General features: G+C 35.5%; 21 protein-coding genes and 1 tRNA gene. 16 read left to right on the plus strand and 6 right to left on the minus strand.

The window, feature by feature from the left end; translation table 11 throughout:
* The first annotated feature begins 2 nt into the window (after window positions 1–2).
* From folB to V0410_RS11725, 6 genes are all read left to right on the plus strand, one after another.
* Window positions 3–371: a dihydroneopterin aldolase gene (gene folB, locus V0410_RS11705; RefSeq protein ID WP_330743181.1), complete on the plus strand. Its 369-nt coding sequence runs from the start codon at window positions 3–5 to the stop codon at window positions 369–371.
* A gap of 34 nt (window positions 372–405) precedes the next feature.
* Window positions 406–1770, plus strand: a complete 1365-nt coding sequence (locus tag V0410_RS11710) for a DUF4403 family protein (RefSeq protein WP_330743183.1) — start codon at window positions 406–408, stop codon at window positions 1768–1770.
* 42 nt (window positions 1771–1812) lie between these two features.
* Window positions 1813–2322 carry an RDD family protein gene (locus tag V0410_RS11715; protein ID WP_330743184.1) on the plus strand — a complete coding sequence of 170 codons (510 nt, stop codon included), beginning with the start codon at window positions 1813–1815 and terminating at the stop codon, window positions 2320–2322.
* 58 nt (window positions 2323–2380) lie between these two features.
* Window positions 2381–2451: transfer RNA gene (locus V0410_RS11720), tRNA-Cys, on the plus strand.
* Window positions 2452–2554: 103 nt separating this feature from the next.
* Window positions 2555–2986, plus strand: coding sequence for a lysostaphin resistance A-like protein (locus V0410_RS23010; RefSeq protein ID WP_442879202.1), 432 nt, complete (start codon window positions 2555–2557; stop codon window positions 2984–2986).
* A 545-nt stretch (window positions 2987–3531) separates the two neighbouring features.
* Window positions 3532–3759: a glutathione synthase gene (locus V0410_RS11725; protein WP_137905611.1), complete on the plus strand. Its 228-nt coding sequence runs from the start codon at window positions 3532–3534 to the stop codon at window positions 3757–3759.
* A 650-nt stretch (window positions 3760–4409) separates the two neighbouring features.
* Here V0410_RS11725 and V0410_RS11730 read toward each other — a convergent pair.
* Window positions 4410–4850, minus strand: coding sequence for a hypothetical protein (locus V0410_RS11730; RefSeq protein WP_330743187.1), 441 nt, complete (start codon window positions 4848–4850; stop codon window positions 4410–4412).
* Window positions 4851–5090: 240 nt separating this feature from the next.
* Here V0410_RS11730 and V0410_RS11735 point away from each other — a divergent pair, with 240 nt between their 5' ends.
* The 8 genes from V0410_RS11735 to V0410_RS11770 all read left to right on the plus strand — a co-directional run bounded on the left by V0410_RS11735 (window position 5091) and on the right by V0410_RS11770 (window position 14381).
* Window positions 5091–5639 carry a glycine zipper domain-containing protein gene (locus tag V0410_RS11735; protein ID WP_110008078.1) on the plus strand — a complete coding sequence of 183 codons (549 nt, stop codon included), beginning with the start codon at window positions 5091–5093 and terminating at the stop codon, window positions 5637–5639.
* Window positions 5640–5694: 55 nt separating this feature from the next.
* Window positions 5695–7329 carry an LIC_10190 family membrane protein gene (locus tag V0410_RS11740; protein ID WP_330743190.1) on the plus strand — a complete coding sequence of 545 codons (1635 nt, stop codon included), beginning with the start codon at window positions 5695–5697 and terminating at the stop codon, window positions 7327–7329.
* Between the two features lie 50 nt (window positions 7330–7379).
* Window positions 7380–8450, plus strand: coding sequence for a chorismate synthase (aroC, locus tag V0410_RS11745; RefSeq protein WP_062676248.1), 1071 nt, complete (start codon window positions 7380–7382; stop codon window positions 8448–8450).
* Between the two features lie 17 nt (window positions 8451–8467).
* Entirely contained in the window at window positions 8468–9031 is a 564-nt protein-coding gene (locus V0410_RS11750; RefSeq protein ID WP_330743192.1) for a thioredoxin family protein, read from the plus strand.
* A gap of 9 nt (window positions 9032–9040) precedes the next feature.
* Entirely contained in the window at window positions 9041–9580 is a 540-nt protein-coding gene (locus tag V0410_RS11755; RefSeq protein WP_330743194.1) for a TlpA family protein disulfide reductase, read from the plus strand.
* A gap of 82 nt (window positions 9581–9662) precedes the next feature.
* Complete coding sequence (locus V0410_RS11760; protein ID WP_110008082.1) at window positions 9663–10004, plus strand: YkvA family protein; 342 nt, start codon at window positions 9663–9665, stop codon at window positions 10002–10004.
* A gap of 121 nt (window positions 10005–10125) precedes the next feature.
* The gene (gene pyrF, locus V0410_RS11765; protein WP_330743196.1) at window positions 10126–11505 is read left to right on the plus strand and encodes an orotidine-5'-phosphate decarboxylase; all 1380 of its coding nucleotides are present in this window, start codon (window positions 10126–10128) and stop codon (window positions 11503–11505) included.
* Window positions 11506–11558: 53 nt separating this feature from the next.
* On the plus strand, window positions 11559–14381 hold the full coding sequence (locus V0410_RS11770; protein WP_330743197.1) for an aminopeptidase: 2823 nt from the start codon (window positions 11559–11561) through the stop codon (window positions 14379–14381).
* A 59-nt stretch (window positions 14382–14440) separates the two neighbouring features.
* On the opposite strand, the gene V0410_RS11775 is transcribed toward V0410_RS11770, so the two are convergent.
* Together V0410_RS11775 and V0410_RS11780 are read right to left on the minus strand one after the other, a co-directional pair.
* Window positions 14441–15250 carry a T9SS type A sorting domain-containing protein gene (locus tag V0410_RS11775; protein WP_202841283.1) on the minus strand — a complete coding sequence of 270 codons (810 nt, stop codon included), beginning with the start codon at window positions 15248–15250 and terminating at the stop codon, window positions 14441–14443.
* Between the two features lie 154 nt (window positions 15251–15404).
* The gene (locus tag V0410_RS11780) at window positions 15405–16274 is read right to left on the minus strand and encodes a T9SS type A sorting domain-containing protein (protein WP_330743200.1); all 870 of its coding nucleotides are present in this window, start codon (window positions 16272–16274) and stop codon (window positions 15405–15407) included.
* 153 nt (window positions 16275–16427) lie between these two features.
* On the opposite strand from V0410_RS11780, the gene V0410_RS11785 reads away from it, so the two are divergent.
* Window positions 16428–19655 carry a hypothetical protein gene (locus tag V0410_RS11785; RefSeq protein ID WP_330743202.1) on the plus strand — a complete coding sequence of 1076 codons (3228 nt, stop codon included), beginning with the start codon at window positions 16428–16430 and terminating at the stop codon, window positions 19653–19655.
* A 146-nt stretch (window positions 19656–19801) separates the two neighbouring features.
* Window positions 19802–20797 (plus strand): tRNA dihydrouridine synthase DusB, encoded by a 996-nt coding sequence (gene dusB / locus V0410_RS11790; protein ID WP_110008089.1) that lies wholly within the window; start codon window positions 19802–19804, stop codon window positions 20795–20797.
* A gap of 52 nt (window positions 20798–20849) precedes the next feature.
* Here the strand turns inward: dusB and deoC are convergent, their stop codons facing one another.
* From deoC to V0410_RS11805, 3 genes are read right to left on the minus strand one after another with little or no spacing between them, the layout of a single operon-like run.
* Window positions 20850–21593, minus strand: coding sequence for a deoxyribose-phosphate aldolase (gene deoC, locus V0410_RS11795; protein ID WP_330743206.1), 744 nt, complete (start codon window positions 21591–21593; stop codon window positions 20850–20852).
* 4 nt (window positions 21594–21597) lie between these two features.
* Window positions 21598–22068, minus strand: a complete 471-nt coding sequence (locus V0410_RS11800; RefSeq protein WP_002976659.1) for an Lrp/AsnC ligand binding domain-containing protein — start codon at window positions 22066–22068, stop codon at window positions 21598–21600.
* A gap of 27 nt (window positions 22069–22095) precedes the next feature.
* Window positions 22096–22992, minus strand: a complete 897-nt coding sequence (locus tag V0410_RS11805) for an endonuclease/exonuclease/phosphatase family protein (protein ID WP_330743222.1) — start codon at window positions 22990–22992, stop codon at window positions 22096–22098.
* Between the last annotated feature and the right edge of the window lie 402 nt (window positions 22993–23394).

Raw genomic sequence — 23394 nt, forward strand, 5'->3', positions numbered from 1 at the left:
CAATGAGCAAAATATATCTTGAAGACGTTAGAATATATGCCTACCATGGTGTACTTCCCGAAGAAAATATCATCGGTACCTATTATATTCTGAATGTAGAACTTCATACCGATCTGTGGAAAGCCACAGAATCTGATGATTTGCATGACACGATAAGCTATGCAGACATCAATGATATCCTTCATGGCGAGATGAAAATAAAATCCAGATTACTGGAACATGTGGCCGGAAGAATGATTACAAAAATTCACAACAGCTTTCCACAGATTGACTATATTAAATTAAAAATCACCAAAACAGCTCCTCCAATGCAGGGAGAAATGAAAGGTGCCAGCATTGAGCTTGAAAAAAGCTTTAAGCCGGAAAATTAAAATTCTTATTTTCGTTGATAAAAAAACATTCAAATTGAAATTCGTTACAATATTATTTTTAGTAGCAGGAATCAGCGTTTTTGGCCAGGCCACTGTTGATAATCAGCTGGCAGCCTATAACTTTCCGAAGATAAAATCCAGTATTACAATGCCTGTGACCATTCCTCTTTCGGAGCTTAGCAATATGATCAATGCTTCCGTGAAAGATCTCGTTTATCAGGATGATTCGTATACAGACAATAACAATGACCAGTTTAAGGTAAAAGTATGGAAGACGAGACCTATCCGTCTTGTCGGTGGAACCAGTCAGAACCTGCTGATTGAAGTTCCTTTAAAAATATGGGCAGAAAAAGGAATTGGTACATTGGGAGTTTATACCTATCAGAATACAACCTTCGAAACGGTAATGTCTTTCAATACCACCGTTACTTTTAAAAATAACTGGACCATTACGACGAACACCCGTCCGAACGGTTTCAGATGGGTTACAAAACCTGTTCTGGATTATGGAAGAATCCAGATTCCTATTACTTCCTTTGTTGAAAAAAGCTTAAAAGAACAACAGGAAAAATTCTGTAAAACCATTGATCAGCAAATGGCTGCACAGTTGAATTTCCAGCAATATGCCTTAATGGCCTGGAATACTTTTCTGCAGCCCTTCAATATTTCTGAGGAATATAATACCTGGCTGAAAGTAAGTCCGGTGGGAGTTAATATCACTCCTTTGAAGTTCTATGGAAATCAGATCAACGCTACTCTTGGTGTGGATATCTTTTCGGAAACTTTCACAGGAAATAAACCTGCTGCTTCTTCACCGGTGACCAGCGTTGCCAACTTTAATACAACACCGGCAGTTGCAGATCGATTTATTCTGCAGACCACTGCTAATATTCCTTTTACTGAGGCAAGCAGTATGGCAAGAAAAACTTTCCTGAATAAGGAATTTGATATGCGTGATTCTAAAGTAAAAGTAACCGACATCAGGGTATACGGTGTTGATGACAGAGTAGTTATTGAAGCCCAGACTGATGGCTATATAAAAGGAACCTCCATTATTTCAGGGATCCCGGTGTATGACGAAACGAAAAGGAAAATTGTTTTGTCACAAACAAAATTCAAGCTGAAAACGACCAATATTCTGCAGAAAACAGCTTCTCTCCTGTTTCAGGGGAAAATCGTAAAAATGATTGAAGAAGAATATGGTATCCCTACTCAGGAACTGGAAGAAACTTCAAGAAAAAGTATTGAAGAAGCTTTTAATAAAGAGTATTATAAAGGATTAAAAATGAACGGAAGAGTTTTCAATCTTAAGCCCAGTAAAATTCTGCTTAGCAGTACAGGAATTACCGCCGTTATTGATACAAATGCTTCGTTAAAATTGATTGTGAACGGATTCTAAAATTTTAAACTCAAAAACTAAACCAAAAACTAATAACCGACCATGAGAAAATACTTAGTAGTTGTAGATCGAAACAAAGCTGAAAAGCTGACCAGATTTGCTAATTTTTTTATTGACAGACTTGTAATCTCAGTTTTTTTTCTTGCTTTGGGCTTTACTGCTTCCTTACTGTACAACCTTGCCAATATTGACTTTCTGATCAAGATTGTTTATAAAATGTCAGAAATGAATAGGTTTCTTGATATACTGATAACCTCTCTTATCTACTTTATGTACACTTTTCTGATAGAATATTTTACCAAAGGAAGATCGATCGGCAAGTATATTACCGGAACAAAAGTCATTTGTATTGATGGAACAGAACCTACTTTTAATGACTATTTAGTCCGCAATATTTCGAGAATTGTTCCTTTTGATACATTTTCCTTCTTAGGTGAAAATGGCTGGCATGATAAATGGAGTGAAACAAGAGTAATTAACATCAAAAATTATCAGGCTGAAATTCAAGCAAAAAGCGAAATTGAGGATCTTGGAAAGAAAGAAATTGCTTAAAAACTTTTGTTCATAAAGAAATTTTACTATATTTGCACACCTCAAAAATGGTAAAAATGGTACTTTGGCCGAGCGGCTAGGCAGTGGTCTGCAACACCATCTACAGCGGTTCGAATCCGCTAGGTACCTCAGAAAAAACCTCTAAATAACTTAGAGGTTTTTTTGTTTTTATATTTTTACGTTTTTCAAAATTCCATTCTTTCTTCTCAACAATATTATTATGAAAAAGTTGATGATCTTCTTTCTGATTTCTTTTGTCCTAGCAGTTTTAAACGGATATTTCTTTAATTATATTAATGATACCTACTTACATTTTGATGTCAATTACACTAAGTCTCAAAATATCTCAAAAAATGAATTAAACTTTATTGCCGTATTCGTTGCTCCTTTTATTGAAACTTTTATATTTCAGTATCTCCCCTACCTGATTTTAAGCAAATGGATAAGACTCAACAATAAAGCATTTTGCATTATCATTATGAGTATTATTTTCGCATCAATGCATTATTATAACTGGCTCTATATTACTATGACATTTTTTGGCGGCATTATTTTAAATAACCTTTATATTTATTATCACAAGCAGATTCCTCACTACAGTTTTATTCTAACAGTACTCTTCCACATGTTGTTCAATCTTTATGGGTTTTTGTTTATCATGTAACTTTCCTTTATTAAAAAAACAAGCTCTTCCTGATCAAAGAAGAGCTTGGTAAATAATGCAAAAAGTAATGATGGATAAAAAATTATCTTTTTCAAAGATAAAGGGATAAATCAACCTGGGTTTATGAGCAGCGTCATATCATATCAAAAAAAATCCCCGGAAATTCCGAGGATAAAAACTAATAACCATGAAAACTCAAATTAAACATGAGTTACATTTCTATATTGAAAAATCGTGCCAAGAATAACAATTTTGAGAAAAAAAGTTAATTTCTTACTACAGCACCATTTTAACCAATTCAGCATTTTAAACCGATTTTACTGATACTTTAAAAACCACTTCATAATTACTTCTAATAATTTCAGATAAATATAACGGTCCGGCAAAAGTATTAAAAAAAAAATAATTTACATTTTAATAAAATAAAATTTACATTCATGACATAAAAAAAATTAAAATAACTTAATTCGCCATAAAAATATTTTTTGTCACAAATTGGCATACTTTATTCTTTATTTAAACCAACCCAATAAAATTTAAATGTCATGTCACAAAAAAATTTTAATAAGGAAGATTTCACAAAAATCAAAGATGGGGAATATCAGTTGGAATATACAATAAGTGAAATAGGCGAAGGGGCAGATCTTATCGTGGAAAGAATGACAGAAAATGGAAATTATGAAATGATTCAGCCTCAGTTACGAAAATCAAATGACAAAATATCAATCATTTGGGACAGTCCGTTCGACGGTAGAATTCTATTTGATGTATAAGGGCAATTCAGACCTGTTCATCATATAGAAAAAGCCCCCAGAAATGGAGGCCTCAAAAAACACAAATGATGAAAAAAAATTTTATATCAGAGATAAAAATTATTTTATCTATTAATTCTTAGTCAAAGATATACCACTCTTTTTTTTTATTTTATGATTATACTCATAAAATTTTTAATTCTTTTAAATACTGGATTTTTCAAGCCTTTAAAATATTTCTCAAAAAGAGACAATAATTAAAATCTATATATTCTGTTTTCTAATAACTGAGAGAAGAGCATTTCTTTATCTGAAATACATCATAAAATATCAGTTTTTGCACAATTATCATATGCGCTAAGTCATAAAAGCATAAAAAAGAAACGGCCTCCGCAAGGAGGCCTAAAAAACACAAATGATGAAAAAAATCTATTTAGAAAAATCCAAACAGAATATTGCGGAATCATTCAAAATGGTCATTATATTGTTACATTTTCCAAGCAGAAAACATTATACAATACCGGAACAGAAGAATGAATACTTTCTATAAGAATCAAACTGCATCTGAAGATCAATTAAACACCAAAAACAGGGTGAAATTATTTAGTAAACTAAAAAATCTTCATCTGTGGAACGGGTAAATTTAGTTAAATATTTATTTGCACACAAGACTATTCCTCCCAAATGATTGGAATATACACTGTAACATATCCATCAGCATCTACATTGGCATCAGAAACTGTTGCAACGACAGTTCCATAACCTACCCAGCCTCCCTGGCCCTGCGTAGCAGAAAAATTGTAGGTTCCTGCAGGAAGGCCATCATAATATTGTGGAAGAGATTGAAATCCGCCGCCGTAATAAGTATCATATATTTCCCCTGTAGCTATATTCTCAGCAAGAAAACTTCCTACATCATAATTTCCAGAAAGAATTTTGGTTCCGTTTTTTGAAAGAAGACCATAACGGATCTTATAGGTCTGAGTTTTTGGTGTTTCTCCGGCTATTCCTGAACAGTCTTTATAGGCCTGGGTTATTTCCCTGGAAGAAAACGATGTCGCAACAGTAAGCAATCCTATCACTGCTGATACTGTAAAAATTGATTTTTTCATATTAAACGTATTTGGTAATCAAAAATACTCAACTTATATGAATTCAATAAAAACTATTAATGAAATAAAATTTACAAATACTCCTGAGACCCTGCTTTAACAATATAAAATTCATCATTATTCGAAATTATTTTCCTTTTAACTATTAATTTTAACACTCGTTAACTAAAATTTGGCTCTATAATTGAAAATACAACTAAAATTAAAGTCATTTGGCTTTATTGTATTAAAATTTGAATTATGAGAAAGATAGTATTGGCAGGTTTTTTATCCGTCTTTTTAATGACGGCCTGCAAGAAAGATGACCGTGTTGCAGAAAAGTCGCTGGAAGCACAGAAACTTGAGTTTCAGGCCAGACAACTTGAAATAGAAAAACAAAAACTGGCTATTGAAAAAGAAAAAATGGTATACGAAGCCCAGAAAAAAGCAGACAGTATATCAGAAAGTAAAAAATCAAGAGCTGCTGCTGAAAATAATTCAAAACCACAGGTGATCAGAGAAACACGAACAGTATATAGAGACAGAAGCTCAAACTCTGGTTCAGGCAGCAACGGAAGCTATGCCGATAACGGAAGTGGTACTTCACAGGGAACCACACAGAAAAAAGGATGGAGTAAGGCTGCCAAAGGAACTGTTATTGGTACCGTAGGTGGAGCAGCGGTCGGAGCCATAGTGGCTAAGAAAAACAGAGGACTTGGAGCTGTTATTGGTGGTGTTGTAGGAGGTGCTACAGGATATACTATTGGGAGATCCCAGGATAGAAAAGACGGACGAGTACAACCCCGTTAATAAATATTTTAATGATAAAATACAAAGATTGCTTACTTTTAAGCAATCTTTTTTTATGATACTGATTCTGTTTTCATCCATTTTCATTATTCCTGTCCTGATGGGCTGGGGAAAGATCGTGGAAAATATATGGGGCAATTTGTTCCAGGGAATCTCCGGGAAAATTTTATCCGGAATCCTGGGATTAAGCCTGATATGGACAGTTATCTCATTTTTCACTCCCTTGAATATAAATGTAGAAATACCTTCCATACTCTCAGGATTTTTCTTTTTCTTTAAAAATAAACTTTATCAGGATTTCTATCAGCTTACAAAAAAGGAATTTAACGTATTAAGTGTATGTTCTCTGGTTATTATATTCGCAGGTTCTTTTTATCCTTATATATTGGATCATTTCGGATATTATATTCCTACGTTGAAGTGGCTCACAGAATATGGTCTGGTAAAGGGAATTTCCAATGTAGACCTCACCTTAGGGCAAATGTCTGTCTGGCATATCTTTCAGGCTGGGTTTTCTAATTTCTCTGACCCTTTCTTAAGAATCAATACCGTGCTGCTTATCATCTACAGTATTTATAGTATTGAAAAGAAAAACTGGATACATCTATGTTTCCTGCCGGTATTACTGCTCTTTTCACAGTCTCCAAGCCCTGATCTTCCTGTCATTATTTTTTCATTGATTATTTTAAACGAGATCATGGCCGGGAACAGAAATTCCACTTTCCTTTTTACATTTTCGGTATTTGTTTTTGCCATAAAACCAACCATGATATGGCTGCCTGTATTGACATTCCTAAGTTCAGTTTTTATTTTTAAAACCCATTTCAGATCCTTCTTTTCAGGAATCATCATCTTACTGCTTTTCTTCATTAAAAATATCTGGACATTCGGATATCCGATCTTTCCGTTAGCATTTGGTGATGTAGGAATATGCTGGAAACCCAATTCTGAGGTTTTAAAAATCTCCTCACAATTTGCCATTATGAAAACGTATGATATGCAGTACACGTATGAGGAAATCCAGAAATTTTCAACTGCAGATTATATCAGAAACTGGTTTTCTCTGGAAGGAATCAAATCCAAAATCAACATTCTTTTTGTTTTGAGCTTAGTCATTTTCACTGTCTTTACCTTACTAAAAAAGAAAAAGCTCATCACCCTGATCTACCTTTCATTATTGATAAAGAGTATATTAGTTCTTGCTTTTTCAGCCCAATACAGATTTTTTACAGATGTTTTTTTCGTGGTATTCTTTGTTATTTTCCATGAATATTTTGATCAGAAGAAAGCTGTTATTACTTTCTCCATTCTAAGCGTATTTTTTATTTCCATTTTATCTTTCCCGGAATTTATCCAGAGATATCTTCCAAGTTTCAGAGTCGGAAACTTTATGAATGGATTTGAAAAAGAACAGATGTACAAGCCTGCAGCCTATGAATATCAGCAGTTTGATACATTTAAGGTTGGAAATTTTAAATTTAATGTTTCTCATCGTTATCCTTATAGTTTTGACACCCCGCTTCCAGCCATCACTCCGGCCTATTTTTTCGATAACGTAAAGGCGGGTATTTTTCCACAACTCTCGGATAAAAATGATATCAAAAAAGGATTTATCTGGAAAAAAATGACCTCAGAAGAAAAAGAGGAAGCTCAAAAGATTATCAATACTATCGAAAACACTGATAAATAGAACAAATCCAGAAACTTTATTATCTGAAGAAAAAAAGGTAATTTTGTATCATGTTCAACACATTAGGTAATCTTCTTAGTCTTACAACATTTGGAGAAAGTCACGGAGTGGCTTATGGCGGTATCATCAATAATTTTCCGGCAGGTTTAACGGTAGATCTCGATAAAGTTCAGTACGAACTGAACCGAAGAAAGCCTGGCCAGTCGGCAATCGTTACACAAAGAAAGGAAAGTGACACGGTAAAGTTTCTTTCTGGAATTTTTGATGGCAAAACAACAGGTACGCCCATCGGTTTTATCATTGAAAACGAAAATCAGAAATCGAAAGATTATGATCACATTGCAGGAGCATATCGTCCAAGCCATGCTGATTTTACTTATGACCAGAAATTTGGTTTCAGGGATCATCGCGGCGGCGGAAAATCTTCCGCAAGAGAAACCATGAACTGGGTAGTGGCAGGAGCCCTTGCCAAACAACTTTTACCCAATATTGAGATCAATGCTTACGTTTCTTCCGTAGGTGATATTTTTTGTGAAAAACCTTATCAGGCTTTAGACTTCTCCCAAACAGAGAGCAATGATGTTCGTTGTCCGGATACTGAAACGGCAGAAAAGATGATTGCAAGAATCAAGGAGATCAAAAAAGAAGGAAATACAATCGGAGGAACCATCACCTGTGTGATTAAAAATGTTCCTGTAGGAATTGGTGAACCCATATTTTCAAAGCTTCAGGCTGAACTGGCAAAAGCAATGCTGAACATCAATGCCTGCAAAGGATTTGAATATGGAAGTGGTTTCTGTGGTGCTAAAATGACAGGAAAAGAACATAATGATGCCTTCAATACAGATTTTACAACAAAATCTAACCTTTCAGGAGGTATCCAGGGTGGAATTTCCAATGGAATGGACATCTATTTCCGCGTAGCTTTCAAACCTGTAGCTACTATTTTAAGACCTCAGGACAGTATTGATAAAGACGGAAATCCTGTCATTGTAGAAGGAAAAGGACGCCACGATCCTTGTGTCGTTCCAAGAGCAGTGCCTGTAGTGGAAAGTCTGGCTGCGTTTGTACTGGCAGACCTGTTTTTGATCAACAAAACAAGAAACATCAATAATTTTTAATATAAATATTTTTGGTAATGAAAAATTACTGGGATAAAGGAATTTCGTTTGAAGAATATCTTCAGATTGCAAAAGAAAGATTAGAAAATCCTGCCAACCAACAGGAGGCTGACTATAAACAATATTATGAGCTGGGACTTCAGAGAATGGACCGAACGGTAAAAAAATACGTTCCGGATGAAAATCAGCTGAAAGAACTTGCTGCCAAAAACTTTGACGGAAAAATTCTGATTATTTCCGAAGCATGGTGTGGAGACGCAAGTGCAACAGTACCTGCTCTTTTCAGATTTTTTGAAGGACATAATGAAGTAAGAGTTTTTCTGAGAGACAGTGATAAAAGCTTAATCAACCAATTTTTAACGAACGGTACGGAATCCATTCCGAAAGTCCTTATCCTTGATAAAGACCTGAATGTAAAAAATTCATGGGGGCCGCGTCCCAAATATGGATATGAGCTTCTGATGAAATATAAAGCTGATCCTGAAGCGTATCCAAAAGATACTTTCTACAACGATCTGCAGATATATTATGCCAAAAACAGAGGTAAAGATGCTGTTCAGGAAATTTTAGATCTGCTATAAAAAAGAGATATGAAAAAAAATGTCATTTATCTTGTAATTATTGCCATCATAGGTGTGGTTGCCTTCGTACCCGGAATAAGAAACACCCTGAAAGATGCATTCTTTCCCGTAGCCACTATAGAAAATGCAGTTCATATCAGTGAAGAAGATTATGATATAGAACTTAAAGGCATTAATGCACCAAGCACCAATCTTAAGAATTTTAAAGATAAAGGGGTTTTTCTGAACTTTTGGGGAACATGGTGCCCGCCTTGCAGAAAAGAATGGCCTTCTATTCAGAAACTTTACGATACGAGAAAGGATCATGTTGATTTTGTTTTAATTGCCATGAATGATAAAGAAGAGGATGTAAGGAAGTTTTTGAAAGAAAACAACTATACCGTTCCTGTATATATTGCTCAAAGTCCTATTTCTGAGAAAATTCTTCCAAAGGTATTTCCTACCACTTTTCTGCTGGATAAAAACGGAAGAATCCTTATTAAAGAGGATGCTACAAAAGACTGGAACACAGAGACTGTGCATCAGTTCATTGACAATATTATCAAATAATATTTTAACTAAATTTTATAATTTGTTGGTACAGGATTTGCGAATTTTATAGCGTTGAAAAATTTATTAATCCAAACACAAAATGAAATATTCAAAATTAAATCTTGCAAAAGAAGCCATCAATCATAAGGGCTTTATCAAAAAGATCCCTGATATTTTCAGAATGGTCAAAATGTGGAGAAAAGGAATTTATCCAATGAAATCCATAGACATTATTCTTCCTTTACTTGGAATTTTATATGTACTCTCTCCTATTGATCTGCTTCCTGAATTTGTAATACCGGTTCTTGGAGTCATGGATGACCTGGCAGTATTGTCGCTTACCATTCCTAAACTCATCAAAGAGGTTGACAAATTTTTGTTATGGGAAGCCCAGCAGAAATATAGCGGTACCCAAGTCATTGATGCTGAAATCGTAAAATAACAGTTTATTATATTTTTAACACCATCCCGGCCAATCCGGGATGGTTTTTTGTTTACAAATGAGCGATAAATTTTTAAGCCTTATTTCAATTCCTTAAATTTGCAATATCTAATAAAAAATAATGGAAAGTAAAAAAGAATTCTTCTTAGAGTGTTACAAACTAGGCATCATCAAATTCGGCAGGTTTACCCTGAAAAGCGGTATTGAAAGTCCTTTTTATGTAGACCTGAGACCTTTGGCTTCAGATCCTAAAATTTTAAAAAATCTTGCTAATTATTTATTGGAAATGCTTCCGTTAGATAATTTTGATTTAATCTGTGGAGTTCCTTATGCTGCTCTTCCTATGGCTACAGCAATGTCTCTGGAAAGCTATATTCCATTAATTATTAAAAGAAAAGAAGCAAAAAGCTACGGTACCAAGAAGTTGATTGAAGGAATTTACCAGAAAGGACAAAACTGTCTTTTAGTAGAAGATGTGATCACTTCAGGAAAATCTTTGTTGGAAACCATTCCTGAAATAGAACAGGAAGATCTTAAAGTTTCAGACATTGTGGTGGTACTTGACAGAGAGCAGGGAGGAAAACAATTATTGGAAAGCAAAGGATACAGAGTACACACCCTTTTCAATATTTCGGAAGTATGCAATATTCTTCAGGAAACAGGTGAATTGTCAGATGAAGAAGTAAAAAGAATTCAGGACTTCCTTCAGGGAAATCATATTCAGTTTGAAGAGGAAACAAGATCTTCTTATGAGCAGAAACTTCAGGTAACGCAGCATTCCGTTTCAAAAAAATTACTGGAAACAGCTTTGGCAAAAAAATCAAACCTTATTGCCTCTGCAGATGTTACTACAACTCAGGAGCTGTTGGAACTTGCTGAAAAAGTAGGTCCGCATATTATTGCTTTAAAAACGCATATCGATATTATCTCTGATTTCGAATATGAAAAAACAATTACTCCTTTAAAAGCTATTGCTGCAAAACACCAGTTCTTACTGATGGAAGACAGAAAATTTGCTGATATCGGAAATACACAGGAACTTCAGTTCACAAGCGGAGTTTTCAAAATTACAGATTGGGCAGATTTCGTAACTTCTCAGGTAATCGGAGGTTTTGAATCATTAGACTGTTTCAAAAATGTAGGAGTGGTAGCCATTGTTGGAATGTCTTCCAAAGGAGCTTTAACAACTGCAAGCTATCGTGAGGAAGCTTTAAAAGTGGCTTTATCTCATCCTAATGTCATTGGTGGTGTATCTCAGAATAAAATTCCTGAGGATCTGCTATTGTTTACTCCTGGGGTTAACCTTGCGGATTCAGGAGATGGTAAAGGGCAGCAGTACAACACACCGGAACATGTTTTCAAAACACTGCACACAGATTTTATCATCGTAGGAAGAGGAATCTACAAATCCAATGATCCTGAAGCATCTGCCATCACTTATAAAACAGAAGGATGGAATGCTTATATTAATTCTTTGGAAAAAAAAACAATTCAAGGTTAAAATGCTATAAAGTATATACAAAATAAGTTATATTTGAGCTTTATCACGAATATTTGAAAAAGATCAGCATTTGCCTTATTTTGTTATGGGGAGTTGTACAGGTTTCTGCACAGACAGACAGTATATACATTGAAACAAAACTGTCTCCTGACAAAAAAAACCTTGAGGTCCGCCAGGAAATGGTTTATTATAATCAATCCGGGAAAGACCTGCAGACCGTAAAACTCCTGAATTGGGTTGCCGCGTACAATAAACGGGGAACTTCTTTAGTCTACAGAAAACTGGAAGACCGGAATAATGATTTGCATTTTGCAAAAAATGACCAATTGGGAAAACTTCTGGAACTGAACATTAAAAATTCTGAAAATGAAGTCCTTCCTGTCAATACCCTCTCAGATGAAAATCTTTTTATTCCTCTGAAAAATGTATTAAAACCCGGCGAAAGCGTCACTCTACAGTTGCAATACAGGATGCAGCTTCCCGATAAAACTTTTACGGGATACGGAACATCCGCTCAGAATACGGTATTAAAATATTTCTTTATTGTTCCGGATCATTTTGATCCGGACAATATTTCCAGAAGAAATTATCACGATATTGAGGAACAGGTAAGCTTTAATACTTTCTGGACCGTCAATTTTGATATCCCTGTGAACAGTTTTGTTGAAGGTAACCTTCCTCAGGTTCAGATGAACTCATTTAAGGGTTATCTCGATTCAGATCCTGAGTTTTTAATTTCTCCGACAGCATTTCAATCCATAAAAACCAATGTTGACGGAGAGGAAATCGAAATCAAATTTGGATATAATCTGAAACCGGATGAAAAACAAAACCTGGAGTTTTATCTTCCTTTACAATTAAAATTTATTAAAGAACACATCGGGTATCTTCCGAAAAGTATTTTTATCTCAGATAAATTCAGAGCCAAAGAAGACTTTTTCGGGAACAATGATATTACTTTCTGGAAATTCAGATTCCGCCTGTTTACTGAGACCGAAAAAACCGATATGGATTATTTCGGGATCATTGCCAAGAAAATTCTTGACGAAGGCGTTATTGCCGATAAAGAAAAAGACCACTGGTTTAAAAATGGTTTAAAGTCTTATCTTGAAATTCAGTACCTCAAAAAATTCTACGCTGATACGAAACTTTTAGGGACACTTCCGGAGACCAGAATCTTTGGACTTAAACCATTAAAGCTATTCCACGCCTCCAAAGTAAAACTTCTGGACCGCTACGGACTTTCCTATCAGTATATTATGCTGCAGAACCTTGATCAGAAAATTGATGAACATTTCCCTGTTCTGAGTAATTTCAATGATATGGCCATCAGCAGCTTTGAAACAGGAAGCCTTTTCAACTACTCGGCAGACAAAATGGGATATGAACAATTCGATGGTATTCTAAAAAATTATATTGCTCAGAATTCCGGAAAAAAAATTAATCCTGAAGAATTTTTGTCGTCTCTTTCTGAAAACAATAAATCGACAGCCTACCTTTCCAACTTTTTCAAACAAAAGAACAGGGTTGATTTTAAATTGAAAAACATTAGAAAAGATAATGACTCCCTGCAAATAAAAATTGTAAGAAATACAGATATTTCTATTCCTGTAAAGCTGGAAACAGAAACCAGAGAAGGAGAAAAGAAAGCGTATTGGATAGACACGGAGGAAAATGAACGTACCACCAGCCTGTCGCTTCCTGCATCAGAGAATATTTACAAAACCACCTTAAACAGTGGCTATATTTTCCCTGAATCCAATTACAGAGACAACTTCCTGTATGCGAAAGGTTTATTTTCCAATGCAAAAAAAATTAAACTTAAACTAATAAAAGACATTCCAAACCCGGAATACAATGAAATTTACATCAGCCCAAGGGTACGTTTCAACAATACGTATGATAAATTTCTTCTGGGAGCCAATTTTAAAAATCAATCTTTCTTTGACCAGAAATTCCTGTATTCGGTGACTCCAACCTATAGTACCGGAACAGGGAAACTTACCGGTTCGGGAGCTGTCTCCTACTCTATTCTGCCTGCAGAAAGCATTATCAGAAGTCTTACATTCGGGGTTTCAGGCTCTTATTTTCATTATGATTATGATCTTGCCTACAGAAAGACTTCTATATCTTCTTCTATTAACTTCAGAAAAAACCCGAGAAGTACCGTTAGCAGAAGTCTTGGCGTATCCTATAATTATTTTGAAAGGGATCTGAGTCCTAAGATGATTGCCAATAATGATTACAGCAAATATAACCTCTGGAGTATCGGATACGGCTATAGCGACAGCCAGATGATTCATGAAAAAAGCTTCAGCCTGAGCACCCAGGGTATGGAAGATTTCAATAAAATAACGGCTGAAGGCTTTTACAGATGGGAATTCGCTCCCAAACAAAAGCTGAGCTTACGTTTATTTGCCGGGTATTTCTTAAGAAACAACACCAGAAATAACCTCTTCGACTACGGGATTTCTAGGGTTTCCAACTATTCATTCTCTTATACGCTTTTGGGAGAAAGTGCCAGCAGCGGGCTTCTTTCCCAGCAATTTATATTAGCTGATGGTGGTTTTAAATCTTTTCTTCCGGGAACAGTCAACCAATGGATTACTTCCGCCAACGTGGATTCAAGTGTATGGAAAATATTCCATGTATATGCGGATGCGGGAGTGTATAAAAACAAAGATCTTCCCGCCAAATTCATCTGGGACACCGGGGTTAAAGTAAGAATCATCCCCGATTTTCTGGAAGTGTATTTCCCGATACAGTCGTCTTTAGGATTTGAACCTTCATTCAAAGATTATGGGAAGCGTATCAGATATACTTTAATTCTTAATCTCGGCTCAATTATTAATGCAGCGAGAAGAGGTTGGTATTAAGATTCTGAAAAATAAAAAATAAGGACAACCGATAATAGGTTGTCCTCTCTTATTTAAAACTAATCTTTTATTATTTTCTGTGAGATCGGAATATTGTTAATGGTTCCCGTCACAATATAAGTTCCTTTTGGAAGCTCTGCAATATCAAGAGTTGAGGCCAGCTTAGTAGGTGATTTTTTAACGACCTGTCTGAATGTATCATAAACTTTCACATCTTTCACCTCAGTTCCGAACACTACTTTACTGTCTTTTATAAATGGATTCTGTACAAAGCCTGACTTCACGCTGCCTTCTAGGGAAAAGTCTGCCATATTATCATTACTTCCTACTAAATTTCTTCTGATAGCCGTGGTTGTAGTGGGAGATGGAGCCGGCCCGTCTCCTTTAAACTGATCTGCATTGGATCCGTACCCTACAAAATCCAGGACATTGGATGCAGAAGGCCCTGTGACCTGCACTATATTTCCCGCTAATGCAACTTTTCCTGATACGTTGGAAATTTTTAATCCGGAAGATTTATTGGGAGTTCCGTCAAAATTTACGATTGTTGTTGCAATAAAATCCGGTGTTGGCAGATTTTCGACACCTCCTTCAATCGCTGATTCCTGAATCAAATAGGTCTCTTCAGGTCCTAACGTCAAATCCGGAAGCGTATGATATTCTGTAAAAGCACCTATCGCCGGAGCATATTGAATACTTGCTCCCGTCAAAGAAACCAAAGTAGTTCCGATATTTTTAAGGACGATATAATTATTCTTTAATACAGCTCCTGAATTGGCATTCCCGCCATAGATCTCATTGATCACAATCTGAGCATTTGAAAAAGAAGTTAATAATGTAAGTCCAGCAAGAGTAAAGATTTTTTTCATCGTATTAATTTTAGAAATGGATTGATCATAAAACATCAAAAATAATACCACCAAATTATGAAATATATAAGATACAAAAAGCTAAACATCAGGAAATAATCACAAAAACAGCCGCTTCATTGAAGTGGCTGTTTATATTTTTATTGAAAAGGGATTAGTCTTTAAGAACTTTCTGAGAAACCGGCTGGTTGTTTACTGTACCTGTAACGATATAGTTTCCTTTTGCTAATTCAGCAACGCTTACCGTTTCATTTTGTCTTACAGAAGCTTCTTTTACAAGCTGTCCGAAGCTATTGAAAATCTTCACATCTTTTACATCAGATCCGAAAACAATTTCATTATTTTTAACGAAAGAGTTCTTTACAAAGTTTCCTGACTTTATGTTTTTAGAATCGATAACAGCTAAAGTGGCGTTAGATGCAGTAACCGTTAAAGAAATATCATCTATTCTCCAATTAGCAGTACCCAAAGATGGAGTTCCTGTACCTGGGCTGTCACTTCCATAGATTCTTAGTGTAACCGGAGCTGATTCTGCACCTACTAAATTACTCCCTGAAAAAGTAATATTATTCAAGGTCCATGTACTGTTATTGTTAACGTTTACAGTTCCTATCGCTGTTGCATAATTATCGATGCTTGAGTATACTGTAATCTTTCCGGGACCGGTAGATGTCCCTCTTGACCCGAAATTTAGAGAATTCAAAGTTACTTTGTTACCAGCAACAGGAGTAACAGTAACACTAAAATAGGTGCTTGTTGCAGTTGAAAGTGGTTCTTTAAAAGCTGCAGCACCAAAATTACTGGATCCGCTTGCTCCTGCATATCCTGTAGATACAGATGAAGCAGTTATTAAATTGGTAGTACCATTATTATTTCCCTGAGTTGCTGCAAATGCCACACTTGAAATAGTAGCGTTGGTACCGGAAATAGGATTTACAGAACTACCGTCCCAAAGGTAAGTTGTTTGCGCAAAAACCACTGCGCCCAGTGCAACTGTTGCAAAAAGAGAATAAAGTTTTTTCATGATTTATTTTTTGTTGTTAATAATTTTCTTTCTCTAACAAAACTACATTCTAATTTTTTTTCAGGGACAATAAAGAGGTTAAGTTTTTGTTAATAATAGTTGACCTCTTAATGTTAACATTTTTTAATTATTTTTACGAATTATTTTTAAAAGTTGCGGAATTTTGTCATTCTATTCGTTTTGTTCTTCGTAGGCATATTTTCAGGAAATGCTCAGGTATTTTCATGGAAAAATCCCAACGTGCCTGAAGACAGCATCAAACGAGACAGTATTCTTGCGGCAAAGCTGGAGCAGGACATCTTTGCAAAGGACACTCTGGATTTTATAAGAACGCACAATAAGATCATTATTGATGAAGCCGTACTGGCAAAAAATGATAAAAAGAGATTTTTAGGAGAGCTTAATTCAAAAGGATCTATTATCCGTGGGATTACTTTTGGTAACAACCAGGGACAGTCTGTACAAAGCTCCATGGATCTTCAGATATCAGGGCGGTTATCCAAAGATGTTACTATTTTAGCAAGTATTTCAGATCATAACCTGCCGATTCAGGCTGATGGTTATACCCAGACTTTGGAGGAGTTTGACAAAATCTACATGCAGCTTAATATCAAGGATAAATCTATCCTCAGAGCAGGGCATCTTGACCTTGTGGAAGCTAAAAATTATTTTGCCAAATACCAGAGGAGAAGTATGGGACTTCAGTTCCAGACAGAATTCGGGAAGGAAAACAAGACATTCTTAGATATCTCTGCAGGAGTTGCACGAAGTGAATTCCACAGAATCCGTTTTCAGGGGGTTGAAGGCAACCAGGGACCTTACCGTCTGACAGGTAAGAACGGTGAACAGTTTATTACACTGATCTCCGGTTCTGAACAGGTCTTTATTGATGGGATTCTGATGAAGCGCGGTGAAAACCAGGATTATATCATCAATTACAACACCGGTGAAGTTACCTTTACCAGTTTCCGTCCTATTTTCCAACAGAATTTCATTACGATATCTTATAACTATGCTAACAGGAATTATTCAAGGTATCTGTTTACAGGAAAGCTTGAACATCAGAGAGAAAAATTCAAGGTGGGATTCAACTGGTTCATGGAAAATGACAATAAGAACGCACCTCTTTCTTTAAACCTTTCTAAAGAAGATGAGCAGATTCTGGCTGATGCCGGAAATAATCCTGACCTGATGTATGCCCCTTCAGGAGTTGTAACCGAATATGATGTCAATAAAATTTTATACAAACTAAGTCCTGCCGGAAATTTCTATGAATATTCTACGGATTCGAGTTTAACACTTTATCAGGTTTCTTTTACATATTTCGGAGCTAATCAGGGAGATTATAAAATTGCACAGACTACCAACAACGGGCGTGTTTTTGAATATGTAGGTCCTAATGGCGGAGATTACAGAGCGGTAAGAAAACTTCCTTCTCCTCAAAAATCACAGGTTTACTCTCTGAACTCTGAGTACCTTTTAAACGAGGGGAAAATAGGTGCAGATATCTCTTTGAGTAATTATGATGTCAATTTATTTTCATCAAAAGATTCTGATCAGAATATCGGCTATGCATGGCGTATTTTTGGAAATAAAAGCTTTACAAAAAACGCATGGAAAGGAACACCAAGCTTTGAATATCAATATATAGACAGACAGTTTCATATCCTTGACCGTATCAATGATGTAGAATTCTCCAGAGATTTCAACCTTACCCAGGAATTCAATAAAAAGACCCAAAACAGATTCATCTTCAGTTTCCTGAATAAATGGAATAATAAGTCTACGTTGAATTACCGCATCAATTATCTGGATGAACAGGATTCTTACAAAGGGATTAAAAACGACCTTGACTTTGGCTGGCTAACGGGAAAATTCTTTACTAAAGGTAATTTATCTTATCTGAGCACCAATGCTACTCTTCAGGATACAAAATTCATCCGTGGCGGAGTTTCAACAGAGTTTACGGGTAAAAAAGGAAGCTGGGCCATTGGTGGAAGCATGGAACACAACGAGAAGAAGTACAACGATACCCAGCTTATGGATGTCACGAGTTTCAGCTGGAAAGAAATCTTTTTACAAAAGAAAATCGGTGACAGCACAAGAACCAAATTACTGGCAAAAGTATATATGAGGGATAACGACTCAGTACGTGATAACAGGCTTCAGAATATGAACAATATTCTGGGGATCATGGCTGAAAGTCAGATTATCAAAACCGAAAGAACCAGTTTAAATGCTCTAATTCACTACCGAAAATTCTTCTACGCAGGGGCAGAAGGTGAAGTAACCCGTAATAATGATTTCGTTGTCGGAAACATCTTATACAACCAACAGCTTTTCAGAAACGGGATGCGTCTTCAGGCTTTCTATGAGCTGGGCAACGGGCAGGAAGCACAGAGGGAATTCCAGTACATCAAAGTTACAGACGGACAAGGTGTTTATAAATGGACGGATTATAACGGAGACGGCGTTCAGCAGCTGGATGAATTTGAAATTGCCGAATATTCCGATCTTGCCCAATACATCCGCGTCTATACAAATTCTGTACGCTATATTCCTTCCAATAAAAATAAATTACAGTTGGCCTTGTTTGTCAATCCGGCCATTGTTTTCAATTCTGAGAATGGATTTTTAAAACGTTGGAATTTCAATATTTCATTAAATTCTCAAAACTCATTCTACAAAAAGGAAAAAGTACTTGTGCTGAATCCTTTTGAAAAGAACAGTGATCAGATCCTTAAAAATCAGAATATTCTGGCTTCCGTACAGTTTAATCCAACCGATAAATCAGGCTGGAACGGAAATTATCGTTTCATCACCAATGACAATCTCATCAATGCCAATTTCAGTAATGAAGAACGTGAGCAGACTTCCCATTTCCTGAACATAGGATATTGGTTCAATAAAGAATTCAGAGTGGATTGGGAAAACTCGGTTCATGATATTCAAAACTCTTCACAGTTATTTAAAACAAGAGATTATCGTCTGAATAATTTTGAAACCAAGCCTAAAGCAACTTACAAATTCACCGATGCTATTCAGGCTGAATTATCTTCTGCTTTCCGTCAGAAACAAAGATTGGATGGCGAAGAACTTCTTAAGGCTTTTGATGTTACAGGAACCATCCAGTGGGAGCGAAGAAAAACGTCTATCCGTGGAAACTTCTCATTTATCAATAACGATTTTACAGGAAACAATTTCAGTATCGTAGGAAACCAGATGCTGGATGGGCTTAAACCCGGAAAAAACCAGGTGTGGAGTGTATTTATCCAGCAGGCTATCAACTCATTCATCCAGCTGAATCTTAATTACGAAGGAAGAAATTCCGGCGACCGTACCATCCATATCGGAAGTATGCAGGTAAAAGCAAGCTTCTAACAATGGAAGACTGGAAGTGGGTAGACAATCAAATCTTTCACCATTTTAATACCTTTTTCTACGCTTCAGATTCTAAACAAAGCAATCATTTATGCTGATAGATAATATCATATTTATGAATGTTCAGAATTTCGTAAATTTGCACCATGATAAAAATAGGCAACATAGAACTGCCGGAATTTCCTCTTTTGCTGGCTCCGATGGAAGACGTAAGTGATCCTCCGTTCAGACGTTTGTGTAAAATGCATGGTGCAGATTTAATGTATTCGGAATTTATTTCTTCCGAAGGGTTGATTCGTGACGCTATCAAGAGTCGTAAAAAGCTGGATATTTTCGATTATGAAAGACCCGTTGGGATACAGATTTTTGGTGGAGACGAAGAAGCTATGGCCATGTCTGCAAGAATTGTTGAAACGGTAAATCCGGATCTGGTAGACATTAATTTCGGATGTCCGGTAAAAAAAGTTGTCTGCAAGGGAGCAGGTGCTGGGGTTTTGAAAGATATCGACCTTATGGTACGTCTTACAAAAGCTGTTGTAAGCTCTACTCATCTTCCAGTTACTGTAAAAACCCGTTTAGGATGGGACAGTACCAGCATTAATATTGATGAAGTAGCAGAACGTCTTCAGGAAACAGGAATTAAAGCCCTTACGATACATGCAAGAACCCGTGCTCAAATGTACAAGGGTGAAGCAGACTGGGAACACATTTCAAGGATTAAACAAAATCCGAATATTGAGATCCCGATTTTTGGAAATGGTGATATAGATTCTGCAGAAAAAGCATTAGAATATAAGCAAAAGTATGCCTGTGACGGTATTATGATCGGGCGTGCTGCTATTGGATATCCATGGATTTTTAATGAGATCAAGCATTTCTTTAAAACAGGAGAGCATTTGCCTGAGCCAACCATTTCAGACCGTTTACTGGCGGTACGTCAGCACGCAGAATGGAGTGCTGAATGGAAAGGAGAAAGACTAGGCCTGGTTGAAATGAGACAGCATTACAGCAACTATTTCAGAGGAATTCCTCATTTCAAGGAGTTCAGAAAAAAATTCCTGGAAGTTTTCACTATGGAAGAAATGGACAGCCTGATCAAAGAAACCCAACAGTTCTACGAAGAATATCAGGCACAGCTATAAAATAAAAACCATCAGCAAAACTGATGGTTTTTTTTATATTAAGAATCTGATATTAATATCCTTCTGATGAAGATTCGTTTTTAATTAATCCCAGAGCTGAAGAAGTGCCAATTCTTTTAACTCCCATTCTGATCATTTTCTCAGCATCTTCGGGAGTTCTTACTCCTCCTGCTGCTTTTACGGGAAGTTTGCCGGCGTTGCTCAGCATAATTGTTATTCCTTCAAAGGTTGCTCCGTTAGGCTTTCCTTCGGCAGTCTGATAAAATCCTGTTGATGATTTGACAAAAATTTTCGGCAACTCATTTTCAGAAAAATTCTCTTCTGCCCAGGTAGAAATCTTTTTAGTAAGATCGGCAATTTGTTCATCAGTTAATGCAGCAATTTCAATAATCCATTTTGCAATTTTATGATGCTCGAGAGACAATGTTGTACATTTTACAAATTCTTGTCTTACCAGTTCTATATTTCCCTGTAGATAAGCGGTATAATTAATAACAAAATCCAGTTCATCTGCTCCGTCTTCTATTGCTTTTGAAGCTTCTGCAAGCTTTTCATCAATGGAATACGTTCCTTCGTGGAAACCTATTACAGTTCCTACTACAACATTTGAATTTCTTTCCTGAATATATTTCTTCACCTCCGATACATAATCCGGACGAATCATCACGGCAAAAATACCATTATCTATTGCTTCCTGAGCAAGTTCTTTATCTTTTTGAAGTGTTTCTTCGTGGGAAATACCTGATTGTTCTGGGGTTTTCAGGTAAGTTGAATCCAAATATTGGGCTATGTTCATGTTGTTATACTTTCAATTGTCTGTAAATACCTTGTTCCAAAGATATAAAAGTTTCTGTTCTGGTTACACCTTTCAGCTTTTGAAGCTTGCTAAGGATCTGCATTAAGTGATCGTTGTCTTTACAAAGAACTTTCAGAAAAATAGTATAATTTCCTGTCGTATAGTGGGCTTCCACTACTTCGTTGATATCATGCAAAGACTTTACCACTTCCGGATAATGGCTTGGCTGATCTAAAAATACACCAATGTAGGAAATTACTTTGTATCCAATTTTCTTAGGATTAAGAAATGATATTGAATTTTCAATAACTCCTGCATGTTCGAGTTTTTTGATTCTTTGATGCACTGCAGTAGTGGAAATTCCTACATTTTTTGAAATGTGGGCTAAAGAAGTTTTAGCATTATCCATCAACATGTAGATGATTTCTTTGTCAATAGAATCTAAATGGTAGCTTGTGTTGCTCGAATTTTTCATTTTCTACTTTTTTATTATTTATGTTTTTTAATGTAAATTTTTAAATTTTACAAAAACCGGAAAGTGATCGCTATATCCTCCTAAATACCGGGTACCGGCATAAGTTCGGAAAGGCCGTCCTTCAAAATTTCTGGTTCTGCTGCGGATTTTTTCAGAATTAAAAATATGGGCATCCTGAAAAGCCAGCATCTTATTATCAAGTAAAGATCTTGACATAATGATCTGATCATACAGCAATCCAGATTTATAATGAAAAGTAGAATAATTTCTTGTAGAAAACAATTGTTGAAAAGGGTTCATTAAGACCTTCTCACGGTCATTGTCATAGAGAATCTGTACTAAATTTTCATCATCCGGGTTTTCGTTAAAATCACCACACAAGATAACATGCTCTTTGTCAGCATTTACAATTTTCATAATCCGTTCCCGGATTTCATTCAATATAAAGGTTCTTTTTGGTTTATTGATATCTTTTTCGCGTTTAGAGGGAAGATGCGCGATAAAGACATTAATAATTTCCCCTTTATATCTGACTTTTGAAAAAAGTACGTCTCTGGTTGTGTCGTAATTTTCTGTGTTTTTATTTACTATTTCAAAAAAGAAAGTAATGGTTTCTGAATCGATTACCTCTACTTTATTTTTATCATATAACATGGCTACATCCACTTTTCTTTCATCCATGGAATTATAATGTACAATTCCATATTCAGAATTAAAGGGTTCCATCCCTACAAGGTCTTCTAAAACTTTCCTTCCGGAAACTTCAGATAATCCTATTAAAAATGGTAATACATCATTTTCCTCCTTCATCAGCTGAAATACGTGTGAGATTTTGAAAAGCTTGTTTCTATATCTCTTTTCATCCCAATTCCTTAATCCTGACCGGGTAGGATCTAATTTGTGGACAGGTTTCGGATCGGGCAAAAATAAATTTTCAACATTATAAAAAGAGAACAGCTCCATCTACACTAATTTCTATACTTTTAATTTATTATGTTCTTTTTACTTTAAGATGTAAATTTATTATTTTTTTTCAATTTTTCGTGATTTACCTCCAAAACAGTAAATCAATTTCCAATAAAAAACAATTCAAATATAGTAAAAAATACTAACGAAATAAATCATTATAAATTAATTTTTCAATTATTTGACAGTTTCAATATATTAACCAAAATTGAGACAATATAAAAAACATGGAATAATAGAAATAAATCTTCAATTTAAAATCACTATCATTAATATTTTTCACACTTTTTTAAATAACAACAAATATTATTCCATTTACCTAAATAAATGGAATTTAAGTGGAAGCAAGAATTATATTCG

The sequence above is a fragment of the Chryseobacterium sp. CP-77 genome (assembly GCF_036362765.1).
GTDB lineage: Bacteria > Bacteroidota > Bacteroidia > Flavobacteriales > Weeksellaceae > Chryseobacterium > Chryseobacterium cupriresistens.